Origin of the sequence: Exiguobacterium undae DSM 14481, from assembly GCF_000620805.1 — a bacterium.
Classification (GTDB): Bacteria; Bacillota; Bacilli; order Exiguobacteriales; family Exiguobacteriaceae; genus Exiguobacterium_A; species Exiguobacterium_A undae.
The window spans coordinates 2,377,699-2,393,717 of the sequence record NZ_KK211187.1; the positions used below are offsets into that span (position 1 = coordinate 2,377,699).

Annotated in this window: 14 protein-coding genes; 8 read left to right on the forward strand and 6 right to left on the reverse strand. The window is 45.8% G+C overall.

From position 1 onward, the window contains the following. Positions 1-34 precede the first annotated feature (34 nt). The 5 genes from P397_RS0113120 to P397_RS0113140 all read right to left on the reverse strand — a co-directional run bounded on the left by P397_RS0113120 (position 35) and on the right by P397_RS0113140 (position 6,211). Complete coding sequence (locus tag P397_RS0113120) at positions 35-1,063, reverse strand: LacI family DNA-binding transcriptional regulator (protein WP_028106835.1); 1,029 nt, start codon at positions 1,061-1,063, stop codon at positions 35-37. A 34-nt stretch (positions 1,064-1,097) separates the two neighbouring features. Then, positions 1,098-2,627 (reverse strand): alpha-amylase family glycosyl hydrolase, encoded by a 1,530-nt coding sequence (locus tag P397_RS0113125; protein WP_028106836.1) that lies wholly within the window; start codon positions 2,625-2,627, stop codon positions 1,098-1,100. Between the two features lie 23 nt (positions 2,628-2,650). Further along, the gene (locus P397_RS0113130; protein WP_012369657.1) at positions 2,651-3,484 is read right to left on the reverse strand and encodes a sugar ABC transporter permease; all 834 of its coding nucleotides are present in this window, start codon (positions 3,482-3,484) and stop codon (positions 2,651-2,653) included. After that, complete coding sequence (locus tag P397_RS0113135) at positions 3,484-4,836, reverse strand: carbohydrate ABC transporter permease (protein WP_026833698.1); 1,353 nt, start codon at positions 4,834-4,836, stop codon at positions 3,484-3,486. The genes P397_RS0113130 and P397_RS0113135 overlap by 1 nt, the downstream gene beginning before the upstream one ends. Positions 4,837-4,951: 115 nt before the next feature. Next, the gene (locus P397_RS0113140) at positions 4,952-6,211 is read right to left on the reverse strand and encodes an extracellular solute-binding protein (RefSeq protein WP_028106837.1); all 1,260 of its coding nucleotides are present in this window, start codon (positions 6,209-6,211) and stop codon (positions 4,952-4,954) included. Between the two features lie 457 nt (positions 6,212-6,668). Here P397_RS0113140 and P397_RS0113145 point away from each other — a divergent pair, with 457 nt between their 5' ends. Continuing rightward, positions 6,669-8,456: a glycoside hydrolase family 13 protein gene (locus tag P397_RS0113145; RefSeq protein ID WP_028106838.1), complete on the forward strand. Its 1,788-nt coding sequence runs from the start codon at positions 6,669-6,671 to the stop codon at positions 8,454-8,456. A gap of 117 nt (positions 8,457-8,573) precedes the next feature. Next, a complete protein-coding gene (locus P397_RS0113150) occupies positions 8,574-9,725 on the forward strand; it encodes a cation:proton antiporter (protein ID WP_026833701.1) in 1,152 nt (383 codons plus the stop codon). A gap of 70 nt (positions 9,726-9,795) precedes the next feature. Here the strand turns inward: P397_RS0113150 and P397_RS0113155 are convergent, their stop codons facing one another. Then, a complete protein-coding gene (locus P397_RS0113155; RefSeq protein WP_028106839.1) occupies positions 9,796-10,569 on the reverse strand; it encodes an enoyl-CoA hydratase/isomerase family protein in 774 nt (257 codons plus the stop codon). 197 nt (positions 10,570-10,766) lie between these two features. Here P397_RS0113155 and P397_RS0113160 point away from each other — a divergent pair, with 197 nt between their 5' ends. The 6 genes from P397_RS0113160 to P397_RS0113185 all read left to right on the forward strand — a co-directional run bounded on the left by P397_RS0113160 (position 10,767) and on the right by P397_RS0113185 (position 16,005). Beyond that, on the forward strand, positions 10,767-12,149 hold the full coding sequence (locus tag P397_RS0113160; protein ID WP_026833703.1) for an MATE family efflux transporter: 1,383 nt from the start codon (positions 10,767-10,769) through the stop codon (positions 12,147-12,149). Next, positions 12,109-12,576, forward strand: coding sequence for a Cys-tRNA(Pro) deacylase (gene ybaK, locus P397_RS0113165; RefSeq protein ID WP_026833704.1), 468 nt, complete (start codon positions 12,109-12,111; stop codon positions 12,574-12,576). Before P397_RS0113160 ends, ybaK begins: the two co-directional genes overlap by 41 nt. A gap of 21 nt (positions 12,577-12,597) precedes the next feature. After that, complete coding sequence (gene pssA, locus P397_RS0113170) at positions 12,598-13,344, forward strand: CDP-diacylglycerol--serine O-phosphatidyltransferase (protein ID WP_174544503.1); 747 nt, start codon at positions 12,598-12,600, stop codon at positions 13,342-13,344. Between the two features lie 162 nt (positions 13,345-13,506). Next, positions 13,507-14,265 carry a carotenoid biosynthesis protein gene (locus P397_RS0113175; RefSeq protein WP_026833706.1) on the forward strand — a complete coding sequence of 253 codons (759 nt, stop codon included), beginning with the start codon at positions 13,507-13,509 and terminating at the stop codon, positions 14,263-14,265. Further along, positions 14,234-14,932 (forward strand): lysophospholipid acyltransferase family protein, encoded by a 699-nt coding sequence (locus tag P397_RS0113180; RefSeq protein WP_026833707.1) that lies wholly within the window; start codon positions 14,234-14,236, stop codon positions 14,930-14,932. The genes P397_RS0113175 and P397_RS0113180 overlap by 32 nt, the downstream gene beginning before the upstream one ends. Continuing rightward, the gene (locus P397_RS0113185) at positions 14,929-16,005 is read left to right on the forward strand and encodes a glycosyltransferase (protein WP_028106840.1); all 1,077 of its coding nucleotides are present in this window, start codon (positions 14,929-14,931) and stop codon (positions 16,003-16,005) included. The genes P397_RS0113180 and P397_RS0113185 overlap by 4 nt, the downstream gene beginning before the upstream one ends. Positions 16,006-16,019: the final 14 nt, after the last annotated feature.

Consider the following 16,019-nt stretch of genomic DNA (forward strand, 5'->3'; position numbering starts at 1 on the left):
ACGGAAGGAGTGGTGCAACATCAATCGTCTCTGTTTATTTGGCGGGACCGCCGCATGACTGACGAACTACCAGATAATGAGGCACGATCACACGTTTTCCATATGGTGTCGCCTCTTCGTTCATCTGTTCAATCAGACAGTTCGTCGCTTCAAAACCTAGGCCGAAGATATTGATTTCAACGGAAGTCAACGGTGGACTTGAAAATTCGGCAATGAATAAGTTGTTGAAACTGACGACGGCCATCTGGTCCGGCACACTGATTTCCATCTCATTTAATGTGCTCATGACACCAAGCGCCATCATGTCATCACTGACGACGACAGCGGTTGGCGGGTGCTCAAGCGACATCAGCCTTTTGACCGCGTCTGCTCCACCGGTCGTCATGAACGGAGCACTGACGATATACGGTTCGTGGATCGGAATCCCCTCTTCCATCAACGCCGTCTTATAACCGCCGACACGTTCCTGCGTCACCGCAAGATCTTGTGCGCCTCCGACGAAAGCGATACATTCATGCCCGAGTTGATGTAAATATTTCGTAACTTCGCGTCCCGCGAGGTAATTGTCTGTGTCGACATACGTGACGTGGGACGAATCACTGAACGGTTTCCCGACCACGACGAACGGAAATTTAGAATCCTGCAAAAACTGAACGACTTTATCATCGGTCCGTGAATACAAGACGACGACACCATCGACGCGACGACCCTGAACCATCGAGACGACTCCTTCGTAGACCTCTTCTTCCGACACTCCCGTCGTCATATACAAGGAATAGCCGTTTTGATGCGCTTTCGTGCTGATTCCCCGGATCACTTCCGAAAAAAATGGATTCTGGAGCGTTTTCGTTGCCGCACTTGGCATGACGAGTCCAATTGCCTGTGTCGTCCGATTCGCCAGGCTCCGTGCGTGTACATTCGGATAGTACCCGAGTTCTTCCATCGCTTGACGGACACGTTCTTTCGTTTTTTGACTGATGCGTGGACTGTTGGCGATTACACGCGATACAGTCGATGGCGCAACATTTGCTTCCCTTGCGACGTCCTTAATGGTTACTTGCATGCCTTTCACCTCATCATTTCCCTACAAATGTATTTTAGTGTGTTTCTTTCGACCGGTTGAGTCGTCTTCGATGCATCAATAAAATGATTAAGGCAAGAATCGGAGCAATTGATCCAATCGCAACGAGTGACATCCAATTCACTTGCGAGCGTTCAATCACATACCCGTTGGCACTATTTGCATCTAGCGTCACTTCATACGCGTCCCCGTCTTGTCGAACGACATCAGAAAAAAGTAATCCCCGCAACCGCTGATCGTCACCGATTTCTGATGCTTTGACACGTAATGTCGTTTTCTTTTCCCCTAAGTTGATGGCATAGAGAACGGTTTGGTCTTTGACTTTCCGTTCGTAGACAGCCATATGATCCGTCTTGGCCACCATCCGCTGTTTCCCTGTCTCAAAAGCCGGATAGTCACTCCGCATCTTATTTAAGGTCTGGACATACTCCTGCATCTTGTCATTTTTCTCAAACTCCATCATCATCCGGTTTCCGGGATCATCGCCGCCCGGCATCGCCACTTCCGTCCCCTGATAGACGATCGGCATGCCTGGTGCTGCATAGAGAGCAAACAAGGCTAAGCGCAATTGACGTTCTTCATCCTCGGTTCCGCCGATTTTGGCTTCCGTGATAAAACGTTTTAAATCATGATTGTCGACGAAGTTTGCTAAAGTCATCGCTTTCGGGTTAAACGTAGTATCTCGATTATAAACTGAATCCAGTTCTTCCGCTGAACCATTTTTTCGGGTGAACTGATCTTTTATCCCGTAATAAAATGGAAAGTTCGTGACCGAATCAAATCCTAGTTTGGAATACGTCGCAATTTTCCGCGGATCTCCGTCAAAAACCTCTCCGAGTAAAAACAGATCCGGATGGTCTTGTTTGACGGCTGGAATGAATTTTTCCCAAAAAGCGGGTGGGACATGACGAACGGTATCGAGACGGTAACCGTCGATTCCCGTTTCATCGACCCAATATTTCGCGACATCAATTAAGTATTTGACGACTTCTTCGTTTTCCGTGTTGAAGTCCGGTAAATCAAACAGCCAGTTGTTCTCTACTTCCGCTTGGTTGTTCCAGTTCATGATGGTTTGTTCTTTATGGAACCAGTCCGGTTTTTCCTCTACGAGCGGATGATTTGGACCGAGGTGATTGACGACCAGATCCAATACCACTTTGAGGTCGCGCTCATGCGCTTCCTTGACCAGCGTCTTGAATTCTTCTTTCGTGCCGAAATGTGGATCAATCTTGTAATAATCCTCTGTCCAGTACCCATGGTAGCCGTTCGGTCGATTCTTAAAGACCGGTGTCAGCCAAATCGATGTGAATCCTTGATCTTTGATGTAGTCAAGCCGTTTGGTGACGCCCGCCAAATCCCCGCCCTGAAAGGCTTTTGGATCCTCTGGATTGGCTTCTAAATCGTTACTCGGGTCACCGTTTTCAAACCGGTCGACCATGATGAAGTACATCCGTTCTTTTTCCCACTCTGCTGCTTCACTCGTCTGCGGAAAAGTCCCGATAGACAAGAGAAGCGGCAAGAGGAGAAGCATCACGCCTCGTCTCATGCCGCTGATTCCCCCTTGATTGATTAACCTTTCGTTCCGCCTGCCGTCAATCCAGACACGAAGAAGCGCTGGAAAGCGAAGAACAGAAGAACGATTGGTACTGCTGATAATACGGCACCTGCCGCAAACAATGTGAAGTTGTTATCGAATTGCTCTGACACCATGTTGTAGAGTCCAACAGCTAACGTTTGTTTCTCCGGTGAACGGAGAACAAGTGAGGCCAAGATGAAATCGTTGAATGGTGCCATGAAGTTAAACAAGGCGATAACCGCGACCATTGGTTTAGCGAGTGGAAGAATGATCTGCCAGAAGATCCGAAGATGTCCTGCCCCATCCATCCGTGCCGCTTCATCTAGTTCCTTTGGTATTGTATCAAAATATCCTTTTGCAAGATACGTATTCATCGGAATCGCTCCACCTGCGTACAGGAGAATCAATGCCAAATGCGTATCAAACAATTGCAACATGTTCAACAAGACGTAGATTGCGATGATGGCAACGAATTGTGGCACCATTTGCAATACGAGGAACAAGATCAGTGAATTTTTCCGGCCGACGAACCGGTACCGTGAAAAAATGTAACCCGTCAATGTAATCAATGCCACTGAGACAACCATCGTGATCACAGCGATTTTGATGGTGTTCAAGTACCACATGCCGTAATCCGTTTGTGTCGCATCAAATAAGTCAAAGTAATGGATCAATGTCGGATTGCTTGGGAAGATATCAGAAGTGATGCTTTTCCCCGGGTTTAGTGATGTTCCGACAACCCATAGCAGCGGATACACGATAATTATTGAGGCGATCGTCAAAATGAGGTATGACAACGCCATATTGATTCGGTTTTGTTTTCTCATTAGATCATATCCTCATCTTTGAATGATTTTGAACGTTTAAACTGAATGACGGCAATCGTCATGATAAAGAACGACAACACGAGCGTAATCGCGGCGGCAAATCCATATTGTGGATTCGAACCGAGCGACAGTTTGTAAATCCAGGAGATCAGGATATCCGTTCCGCCAGCCGATTGACCCGGAACAGCCGGTCCCCCGTTGTTAAAGAGATAGATGATGTTGAAGTTATTGAAGTTAAACGTATATTGCGTGATTAAGATCGGTGCTGTCGCAAACAAGATCATCGGTAATGTGATCAAGCGGAACTTCTCGCCCGACGTCGCACCGTCAATCGTTGCTGCTTCATATAGATCTTCCGGAATCGACTGCAAGATCCCTGTCGTCAATGTCATGATGTACGGGAATCCGAGCCACCACTGGATGCCGATCAAGGCAAGCTTCGTATATGTCGGATCCGTCATCCATTCGGCACCGCCGTCAATTCCAATTGCCGGTAGCAAGGTCGTATTGAAGACACCAAATGTTTCATTAAACATCGAACGGAAAATCAAGATCGTGATGAATGCCGGTACTGCCCACGATAGGATCAAAATCGAACGGAAGAAACGTTTTCCTTTTAATCCTTTTTGGTTCAACAGGACAGCAAGTCCAATTCCAATCGCGATAACACCTGTTGTCGAAGCGACCGTCCAGACAAGTGTCCAACCTAAAACACTGACGAACGTGTCGCGGAAGATGTCGACGGTAAAGATGTTCAAGAAGTTTTGAATTCCAATCCAGTCGACGAGTTTCGCCGGTGGTGAGTTATTGAACTTGTAGTTCGTAAACGCAATCAAAAATGTGAAAATCAACGGTAAAACAACTGTGAAGACAAGCAATACCAACGATGGAATCAACATCGCGTACGGGAATCCGTTGTCACGGAAGTTACGCAACTGCATTTTCAAAGATGGTACTTCTAATGCCATATCCCGCAGTTTACCGATTCGATACGCATCGATAAAGTTCCAGACGTAAATGGCGATACCAAACACAAGCAGAATCAACGCAATGATTCCCTCGACCATCAAGAAGATCGAGTGATCCCCCCTTACGCCTGCTACCTCACCGAGTGTAATCAATCCCCAGATCGCCCCGCGATCTCCCGGACCATTCCCAGCGCCTTTAAAAAACAGTTCAAAGTTGACTAAAAAATATGACAGGACGACGATGAAAAATGTCGCACCTTTTAAAAATTGTTTGTTGTACAGTTGCCCCAATCCAGGAACGATCGACATCACCGCCGCAATCGTTCGGTGATTCGTTGTAGGCTCTGGTGATTTTGTCGGTTTAGGTGTAGCAATGGCAGCCATCGTCTGTTCTCCTTTCCAAAGGTCATGTCTGACCTCAGGCTTCTCTTCCAACCATAAAGATAAGGGGGAATCCAAGATCCCCCTTTCTTTAATTCTGTGTCATGCATTCAGTTGCTTACTGATTGTTTGCTTCGATTTGTTGCTTGATTTGTTTGACTGCATCGTCAGCTGATTTTTGTGCATCTTGTTTGTCTGTTGCAACGAGCTGAAGTGCTGCTGCCATTGGCTCCCAAACTTGACCCATCTCAGCGATGTTCGGCATTGGAACACCATCTTTAGACTGTGCGAAGACAGCTGCTGCGACTTCGTTGTCTTTGATTGTTGCATCTTCTTGAAGTGCTGTTACTGGTGGAATCTCGTTGTATTTTTCAAACATTGCTTTCGCATTCTCTTCGCCAGTCAGTGACGCGAGGAACTTCTCTGCCCACTCTGCGTTTTCCGAGTATGCTGAAACGGCATATGTCTTAACACCTACGAATGTTTTGATTGCTTCGCCGTTAGGAAGCTTTGGAAGAGCTGCTGCTCCTAAGTTGATGCCTTTTTCTTTGTAGCTTGCGACTGCCCATGGTCCGTTCATGACTGCGACTGCTTTCTTGTCGCCGAACAATTGGTCCATTGCTTGACCACCGCCACCGCCGATCAAACCTTTAGGGAAGAGACCCTCTTTGTACCATTTACCGATGTAATCCATTCCTTCGACAGCACCCTCGTTGTTGAGACCGATGTCTGCAGGATCAAGTTTTCCACCATTATCTTTAAAGACATATCCGCCGTATCCACCGATTGGACCGTGTGCAAAGTAGAAGTTATCCCAAAGTGCGAGGAAACCGTACTTACCGTCTTTTTTCTGTTCTGTTGATACTTTATACAAATCATCCATTGAAGCTGGTGCTTCTTTTAACTCATCTTTGTTGAAAAGAAGAATTGGTGTTTCAACAGCTTTCGGATATCCGTAAACTTTTCCATCAAATGTAACTGCTGATTTTGCTGTATCGATGAAAGGCCCAAGTGCTTTTTCGCCGTCTTTGAGTTCAGCAATCAACCCTTGGTCAACAACTGTTCCAATTTGGTCATGCGGAAGAAGGATGATATCCGGACCTTTACCAGCCGGGCCATCAAGAGCGACTTTCTTTTGTTGATCTGTCATTTTAACTTCTTTGACTTCAACTTTGACGCCTTCTTTTTCTTCGAACGCTTTAGCAGCGGCTTTTGTCGTCTCTGCTTTTTCTGTATCTTCCCAAATTACGATTTTATCCGGTTTGTTTCCGCCCTCTGAACTTGTGTCTGAAGAACCTGAATCCGTGCCGCCACCACATGCTGCAAGCGCACCGACTGCCATGACAGATACTGAAAGACCTGCTACTAATTTTTTGATTTCCATGATTGAAAATTCCTCCCCAAGTTAACTTACGAATGATAAGTTCTGATGCACAACGTTTGCATAAAGGCACAACCATTTTCCCGTGATAACAACCGAGCGGTTGTAAGCGTTTTATGAAAACGTTTGCATCACCTTTACATTTTTATTATACAATCTAAAATCCTTTTGACAAGTCCTTTTCTTCAAATATTTTCTTACATTTCAAAAAGATTTTAAAAAACTATTTTTAAAAATGGATTCGACCTCTTAATAAAATCATTTTAAAAAGAAAACGTTTACATTTAACTCTTTTGCACAAATAGGTGCAATCGATTGCACTAAAATAGATGCTAATGTTTGATTGTCTGGATTTTATCGAATTCTCAATTGACTTTAAGAAAGCGCTTCACTATTCTTAGGTCGAGGACTATTACATTAGGATGCAAGCGATTGCACTAAGGGAGTGACCAAAATGCTGAAAGAAGCTGTTTTCCACCGCGCCATGTCTCCATTCGTCTACAAATACGACGAGAAAACCATCCATATCCGTCTACAAACGAAAAAAAATGATGTTGATCACGTTGAACTCATCTGGGGAGACCCATATGACTGGCACACTGAAAATCCAGACGATGCTGACTGGAACTTTGATCCGTCCAAGGCCAACTACTGGAATACGTTTGAAACACCGATGAAACGAAGTGGTTCGGATGAACTGTATGACTATTGGTTCATCGATGTTGTCCCTCCTTTCCGTCGACTGCGCTACGGATTCCGTCTTCATGACGGTAGTTCGAGTCTCGTCTTTACCGAGCGTGGCTGGTTTGATGAAAAACCCTTGGATGATACAGGTTATTATTTCTGTGTACCTTACTTAAATAAAATTGATGTGTTCCATGCACCGGACTGGGTCAAAGATACAGTCTGGTATCAAATTTTCCCGGATCGTTTTGCCAACGGGGATTCTTCTAACGATCCTGCCGGAACACTACCTTGGAATAGTGCTGCACCTACGACAACCAATCTTTTCGGCGGTGATTTCCAAGGGGTGATCGATCAGATTGATTACCTGGTGGATCTAGGCATCACCGGCATCTACTTCTGTCCGATCTTTGAAGCCAAATCAAATCATAAATACGACACGATTGATTATCTTGAAATCGATCCCCAATTCGGGACCAAAGAAAAGTTCAAGGAAATGGTGGATCTGCTTCATGAAAAAGGTATCCGGATTATGCTCGATGCGGTCTTCAACCATGCCGGTTTCCACCACAAGGCGTTTGCTGATATTCGGGAACACGGAAGCAATTCTTCCTATAAAGATTGGTTCCACTTGCGTAACTTCCCGCTCGTGACGGAACCGATGCCAAACTACGACACGTTCGCCTTTGTGCCGGAGATGCCGAAGTTCAACACGGAAAATCCGGAAGTAAAAGCCTACTTGTTGCATGTCGCCCGTTACTGGGTTGAGGAATTCGGCATTGACGGTTGGCGTCTCGACGTTGCGAACGAAGTGGATCATGCTTTTTGGCGTGATTTCCGAAACGTCGTCAAAGAAGTTAACCCGGATACGTACATTCTCGGGGAGATTTGGCACGATTCACAAGAATGGTTGCTTGGCGATCAGTTCGATGCGGTCATGAACTATCCGTTCACGAATGCAGCCTTGAACTTCTTTGCACTCGACAAAACATCAGCCTCTGCTTACGCAAACGAGATGTCACACGTCTTGTTCTCCAACACGATGAATGTCAACGAAGTGACGTTTAATCTGATTGGTTCACACGATACGCCACGGGCATTGACACGGGCGGGTCATGATAAAAATAAGATGCGGTTGCTATTGTTATCGATGTTGACGTTCTCGGGCAGTCCCGTCATTTACTACGGTGACGAGATCGGACTCGACGGCGATCAAGATCCAGGCTGCCGTAAATGTATGCCGTGGGATCCTGCCGAGCAGGACTTGAATCTGTTGATGTATACCAAACATTTACTTCATTTGCGTAGCCGTCATAAAACGCTTGCCAATCAAGGACATATCTCATTTGTACATGCTGACGATGCAACCAACACCATTGTCATGCGACGCATCAGTCAAGATGGAACTTACTACGTCTACTTCAACAATTCGAATCGCCAAGTGACGATTGCCGCCCCAGAAGCCGGTCAAGGAATGGATCTGTTCTCAAACACCCCTCTCCTTTCGTTGGATGTGACACTTGCACCATTTACAGGGACCATCGTTCAAGTCATTTGATTACAAACGGTATCTTTCGCCAGTCTGCGAAAGATACCGTTTTTATTATTTTGATGACATTCCCCTAATTTACTGATTTTTAGGGTAAAGAGGATAGAAAGGAGGGACAACTCTCTCATGGAACTATTTTTTTATGCTGGACTCGTTCTAATTGGTCTATTCGCTGTCAGTTACCTCAGCGAACGATTCCACCTTCCGAGTATTTTGGCGTTCATCTTGATCGGGATCGGACTCGGTTTTTCCTACGATCTTCCCGAAGAACTCAAACTTGGTGGAGAAGCAGGCATCATTGTCCTGTTTTTCTTACTGGGCTTGAAGTTTTCTGTTGCCGATTTGATGATTCAGTTCCGCAACGTGTGGAAAGCCGGTTTGATTGATCTAGTTTTATCGTTTGGCGGCACCTTCCTGTTGACGTTGGCATTCGGTTTTTCCGTCCCGGAAGCTTTTTTAATCGGTTGTGTCCTGTACGCCACAAGTTCTTCCATCTCGGCGCGCCTGCTCGATCGCGAACCGGATAAACATAAGGATGTAAATAAGTTCGTCTTGTCCTTGCTGATTTTTGAGGATTTGGCAGCCCCGCTCTTGTTGACGACTGCTCCATTCGTTCTCGGCACACAAGAGTTCACCTTGATGAAAGTTGGGACAATTTTCATCGGATTTTTGTTCTTGTTTAGTGCATTGATTTTTCTGACGGTATTCATTCGTAAACAAAACAAGATTGTCGATTCCCTGTATCGGCATCCCGACGCCGGAATCGGGATCATCGGGTTGATCTTGACGTTTTCCGGGATTGGGATCATGTTTGGTTTATCGGAAGTACTGGGTGCTTTCATTGTCGGAATTTTGTTGACCGAAATAAAAGAGACCAGATACTTGAAACGTTTGGTAACACCGTTTCAAGATTTACTTTTGCCTTTATTCTTTATTTCGTTCGGGATGTCATTTGAACTGACGGAAGGATTACCACTCGATTGGTTTTTCTTTGCCCTTGTCGTCTGGGGATTACTTTCTAAATTTTTGGTTGGCTTTTTCGGTGGACGATCGTTTGGTCTTTCCAACTATCATGCGATTGAGTCAGGATTCTGTTTAGGACCCCGCGGAGAATTTTCAATTTTATTCATTACATTAGCGAGTGGCGCGTTCGCCACTTTAACAGGGTTGTATATCTTCGTATCAGCCTTCCTCGGAATCCTGTTGTTCCGGATTTCCACTACACTAACCGACCGGACGCACGCAACCGCTCAAAAAATCAAACAAAAAATGCATTAACTTGCAACAGAAGAGACCTTTCGAATCGAAAGGTCCCTTCTGTTTATACATATGCCTTTAAGACGTTACATTATCTCCCGACGAAAACGGGGGCTTTTTTCTCGATAAAGGCTTGAACGGCTTGCTGATGATCCTCGGTTTTCCCGGCACGTGATTGATAGATGATTTCCTGTGCCAGCATATCGTCCAACGTCGACTCGGAACTCGCAGCCTGTAATTGTTTAATGTATCCGATGACTTTGGTCGGACGTTGTGACAGGAGTTCCGCAAATGCAGACACTTCCTGCTCAAACGATTCAGCTTCAACGACTTTTGTCACTAAATGATAGTCAAGCGCTTGCTCTGCCGTAATTGTATCCCCTAATAACGCCAGTTCCAGTGCTTTGGCAGAACCAATCAATCTCGGCAGGAAATATGGTGCCCCTGCATCGGGTACTAAACCGATGTTGATGAATCCCAACGATAGTTTGGCATCTGCCCGGACAATCCGAAAATCACACGCCAACGTCAAAGATAACCCCGCCCCCGCGGCGACACCGTTGATTGCGGCAACAGTCGGTTTGTTCGTTGTCGCAATTGCTCGGATAACCGGATGATAGTATTGCTTTAAATACTCCCCATGATCCATACCGGGTTGAACGGTTTTCAAATCTTGACCCGCACAAAAACCCCGTCCTTCTCCGGTCAACACAATGACCCGAACCGCCTCATCTTGATTTGCTTCTTCCACTGCTTCCACTAATTCGGTTAACAGTGTGGATGTGAGTGCATTTAATCGTTCTGGGCGTGACAAGGTAATCGTTGCAACCTGCTCTTTTACCTGATAATCGACTTCGCGTTTCATCCTATTCCCCTCCCTTTCAAAAATGAACATTCATTCATTATGATGTATTCGTGATGTTTTATGAAAATCCTTTTAAATGACCTTTTTTTTCATGAAAGCGTACCTTTTGCTCTTTCATTATGAAAATTGAAGGCGTATAGTTTCCAAAAGATACAGAAAGACAAAACGTTTTAAGGACTTAAAGGGGAATTTAATTTATGAAAACTGTTAAACAACAATCATTATTCCAAATTACTTGGCCACTATTTATTGAAATTGCACTCCATATGAGTCTAGGGATTATCGCTACGTTGATCCTCAGTTACTACTCGGACAGCGCAGCCGCTGCCGTTGGTGTGTCGAATCAGGTACTCAACATTTTCATTATTCTATTTAACATTACTTCTGTTGGTGCAACGATTATCATTGGTCAGTACCTCGGAGCAAAACGCGTTCAGGATGCACGACAAACCGCACGCTCTGCTTTTTCAATTAACTTATACATCGGGTTAATCATTTCTGTTCTTGTCGCTTTGTTCGGCACACAATTACTTGGCTTTTTCTCATTAGAAGGAAAAACACTCATGTATGGCGAAACCTTCTTAAAGATTGTTGGTCTCTTTTTATTTTTAGAAGCGATCTCGCTTACGCTTGGAGCTATCTTAAGAAGCCATGGTTTTACGAAAAATGCTATGTACGTCACACTTTTAATGAACTTCGTCAGCGCATTTGGTAATGTGATCGCCGTTCTCGGATTATTTGGAATCCCGGTCCTCGGTGTCGCTGGTGTCGCCTGGTCCATCGTCGTCGCCCGGACCGTCGCCGTTGTTCTCCTGTTTTTCGTTGTCTACCGGAAACTGTCTTTACGGTTTAAACTAAAAGATTTGATTCAGATTAATCGTCGTGATATCAAAAGTATCATGAACATCGGTATCCCATCCGCTGGTGAAGGGGTATCGTATCAATTTTCCCAACTGATCATCACGGGATTCATTGCGACTATCGGAGAAGCTGCTTTATCGGCACGTGTCTATGTCTCGAACATCACGATGCTTTGTTTCTTATTTACTTTGGCCATTGCCCAAGGAACTCAATTGCTTGTCGCCCGTCAAGTAGGGGCACAACAATTCGAAGCTGCTCACAAACGTGCGTTAAAAACATTAAAAATCGCTGTTTTTGCAAGTTTTGTCTCGGCCGTCGCTCTCGCTTCATTCGGAACGTCGATCATGTCACTCTTCACATCAAGCCCTGAGATCATCGCTATCGGTGTTCCATTGCTTTGGGCAAGCGTCATTCTTGAACCGGGTCGTGCGATGAATATCGTGCTCATGGGTACGTTAAAATCAGCTGGTGACGTCCGCTTCCCAGTAGCGATCGGCATTCTCTCCATGTGGGGAATTGCAGTTGTCCTCAGTTATACACTCGGACTTCAGTTCGGACTGGGCTTACTCGGAATCTGGATCGCCTTCTCTGCTGACGAATGGTTCCGTGGACTCTTTGCCTTAAAACGCTGGAACAGCCGCAAATGGGCACAATACGCTGTCGTTAAAGGAGAACAACATGAGCCAAACGAACGTCGCAAGACTTCTGAAGCAGTCTGATATTGCATTCGATCTGCTTTCGTATCCTGTGGATGAACAGGATTTATCCGCTCAAAATGTGGCTAGAAAGATTAATTACCCCCTTTCCAGCATTTTTAAAACCCTTGTTTTAGAAACCGATCAAAAACAGCACGTGTTTGCTGTCATATCCGGAGAAGAAGAATTAAATTTGAAGGCGGCCGCACTGGCGCTTTCCACTAAGAAAGTCCAGCTGGTGCCAATGAACGATTTAAAAAAGCTGACGGGGTACATCCGAGGAGGTGTCGCCCCGATTGGTGCGAAAAAAAAATTTCCTGTTCTCCTATCGGATCAAGTGACCGGTCAACCATTCATGATCATTTCTGCAGGTAAACGCGGCTTTCAAATCAAACTGGCTCCTGATGATTTTTTAACATTCACGAACGGGATTCTCTTTACGAACCGCTGATACGTACTGGAAATTTATGATATGATGGTTAGTATCGAAGATGTGGCAGGAGGAATCATTTTGTGGAAAGAACGTGTACGTAACTCGATTCCGAACCTCTTTACGTTCGGAAATTTATACTGTGGTTTTCTTGCCATTGTCATGGCTGCTCGAGGCGATTTTCAAAATGCGACATTATTGATTGTCATCGCGATGATGCTCGATAGTCTGGACGGTCGTATCGCCCGTATGCTCGGCGTCGCAGGTGATTTTGGAAAAGAACTGGACTCGCTTGCCGATGTCGTGACGTTTGGTGTCGCCCCCGCTATGATGGCTTATTACACTTATTTTTATGATTTTGGAGAGATTGGTTTATTGATTGCCGCGTTATTTCCTTTGTTTGGAGCATTTCGCTTAGCACGCTTTAACCTCTCAGCAACGAATGTGGCCTCTGCTTATTTTTCCGGTGTCCCGATCACGGCAGCGGGAGGCATTTTAGCCGTCGTGACGCTGTTCAGTGGACGGATGAATGACTTGATGGTGCCGCTTGTGTTTACCGCCCTCGCATTCCTGATGGTCAGTCGTGTGAAGATTCCCAGTTTCAAAGACATTCCGGTTCCACGACATACGTTTGTCATTACCTTTACGTTGCTGTATGTTACTTATGTCATGATTGCGCGAAGCAATGAGTGGTCGACGTTTTGGTTCGTCGCCGTTCCTCTCTACGTCGCATTCCTGTTGTTTTCTTTCATCAAGAAGAAAAAACAAAAAAATCATCAAACCAGTTAAAAACAGACGATTTCCTGAACTGCCCCATAGAGATTGGACATAAAAATCCAATTTCGATGGGGTATTTTTTTGCTGTCTGTTGGAATCACACCTCATTTCTGGCTCGTTTCCCTTTTGTACAGGTATACTTGTATCAGAATATATGGACATGGAGGTACTCACATGATGAATGTTTTTCAAAAGCGTCTCTGGTTATTTTTTACGATTTGGTTTGTCATCGGTTTGATTCTAGTCGGCTTTTCGATCCTTCCACCTTGGCTCGAGTGGGCCAATGCGGTCTTTTTATTTGCCTCCGGTCTATACGCCGCGCTTTATTTTTGGGATGTCGTTCCAAAAGGCCGTTTCATCATTCCTGTCATCTTTTTTGGCTCCATCGCAATCGAATCGATCGGGGTGCATACCGGTTGGCCATTCGGTACATATGCGTATGAAGCGGACTTCGGTGTTCAATTACTTGGTGTACCCATCACGATCGGTGCCGCCTGGTTATCCGTCATGGGTGCCAGTCTTGCCTTCTCACGCCGGTTTCCGTTTCGCTACAATACGGTGATCTTGGTTCCGCTGTTTGCCGTTTGGTTGGATTTAGCAATCGATCCTGTTGCCGCAAACGTTAAATCGTATTGGATTTGGCAAGATGGCGGATTGTATTATGACATTCCGACCCAAAACTTTTTCGGTTGGTACGGAACGGCACTTTTCTTCTCTCTCTTGATTGCTCGGTTCGAACAGCAGGTCACGATTACAGCACTTGAACGAAACAATCAGTACCTATTTTTGATGCTCCATGCGTTGTTCGGTCTGACGGCAGGTGTCGCAGGACTTTATGGCGTCACGCTGATCAGTCTTCTGGCAGGTGTCACGTATTGGCTCACACAAGGAGGTGTTCCGCTTGCAAAAGGCAAACAAAAACAAATTAGCTGAACAAGCCTTTCACCTTTACGTCAAAGAGCGGTTGATCCGAAAACAATTTCATCGTATTTTGTATCGGGCGGATGATTTACCGACCCCCGGTTTGATGCTCGCAACGCATGGTTCTTGGTGGGACGGCATGATTTTATTCCATCTCGACCAGACGATGCTGCGTCATGATCCTTACGTCATGATTGATCAACAAGGATTGGCCCGTTTCCCGTTTTTCACCCGGCTCGGTGGATTTTCGATCGATCGCAGCTCGTATAAGGAAATCAAGCAGAGTCTACAATATGCGAAGGATCAACTGGCAAACGGCAGCAGCGTCTGGATGTTTCCGCAAGGCGAAGAACGGCATCAAGAAGAACGTCCGCTCCAGTTAAGCAGCGGCGCCACCCATTTAGCAAAAACGGCTCCGTCGATTTCGTTGTTTTCGTTTTATTATTCGTTTGGTCACGAGCAACAACCGGACGTCTACATCCGCACGCGAAAGATTCAATTGCCCGACGACCGGTCCTCAGTGCAGATGCAATACTTAACGGAGGCGATGACTGCACTCTATGACGATGTCCGCTCCGATGCCATTCAGGAACGGACGTCAGCGTATCAACTGTTGACTGAACGAAAGGAACCGTTACCGGTCAAGACCGAACAGTGGTTACAGGCGATCCGAAAATGATTATTGTGATGTTCATCTTTTCTGCTTTCGTCTGTCTTTACACGTTCCTCAATCTGGCTTTTTTACCAAAACTGTCGAAGCCCGTTGCACCGCAGAGTCTTGCGGTGTGCATTCCGCTTCGAAACGAAGAGCGGAACGTCGTCAAATTAATGACGTCCCTTAAACAAGCCCTTCACCCCAACGTCCAGGTTTACTTATATGAAGATCGTTCAACAGATAAGACACGCGATTTACTGATCGAACAGATTGGAAACGATGACCGGTTTACGATGATTGACGGAATCGATCTGCCGACCGGTTGGGCTGGAAAAGTCCACGCCTGCCATCAGCTTGCTTTAGCATCAAAAGAGGAGTACTTGTTATTTTTAGACGCTGACATCACCTTGACAGCAGATACGATTCCCCGTCTGTATGCGACGATGCTACAGGAACGGGCTGTCTTTTTATCCGGCTTCCCGTCGTTTCCCGTCCCGACGTTTTTAGGCAAATGCCTGATTCCGATGCAACATGTGTTAATTGCCCAGCATCTACCGATTGCCTTTCGGAAAGTCAAACATCCTGCGTTTGCCGCGGCGAACGGGATGGTTGTTCTTGTTGAGCGTCAGGCATACGAACAAGTCGGTGGTCACCAGGCGATTCAAATGGCGCTCGTCGATGATTTGGAACTCTGTCGGGCCTTTAAACAACATGGATTCACGACGACCCTCGTCCATGTGGCGCCTTATGTCAGCTGTGACATGTATGCGACCAATCGTGATGTCTGGCAAGGTTTCTTGAAAAATGTCTTTCGTGGCATGAATGACTCCTATTTGATCGGCAGTTACTTTCTTCTCTTTTATTTGGTGCAAGCTTGTGTCCTGCCGCTGATGTTACTTTTCCCATCGGTGTGGACAATCGGGGCATTTGGTCTGCTTATGCTGGCACGGTACAGGATTGATCGGAATGCCCGGATTTCTCATGCTTGGTTTTGGCATCCGGTCGCGACGGTCCTCTATGTCGCACTGCTCGCAACGGCGATGATTCGAAGACTCAAGAAGAGGGAAATCAGTTGGAAAGGTCGGACATATTCTTAAGGAGGCGTTTTTGG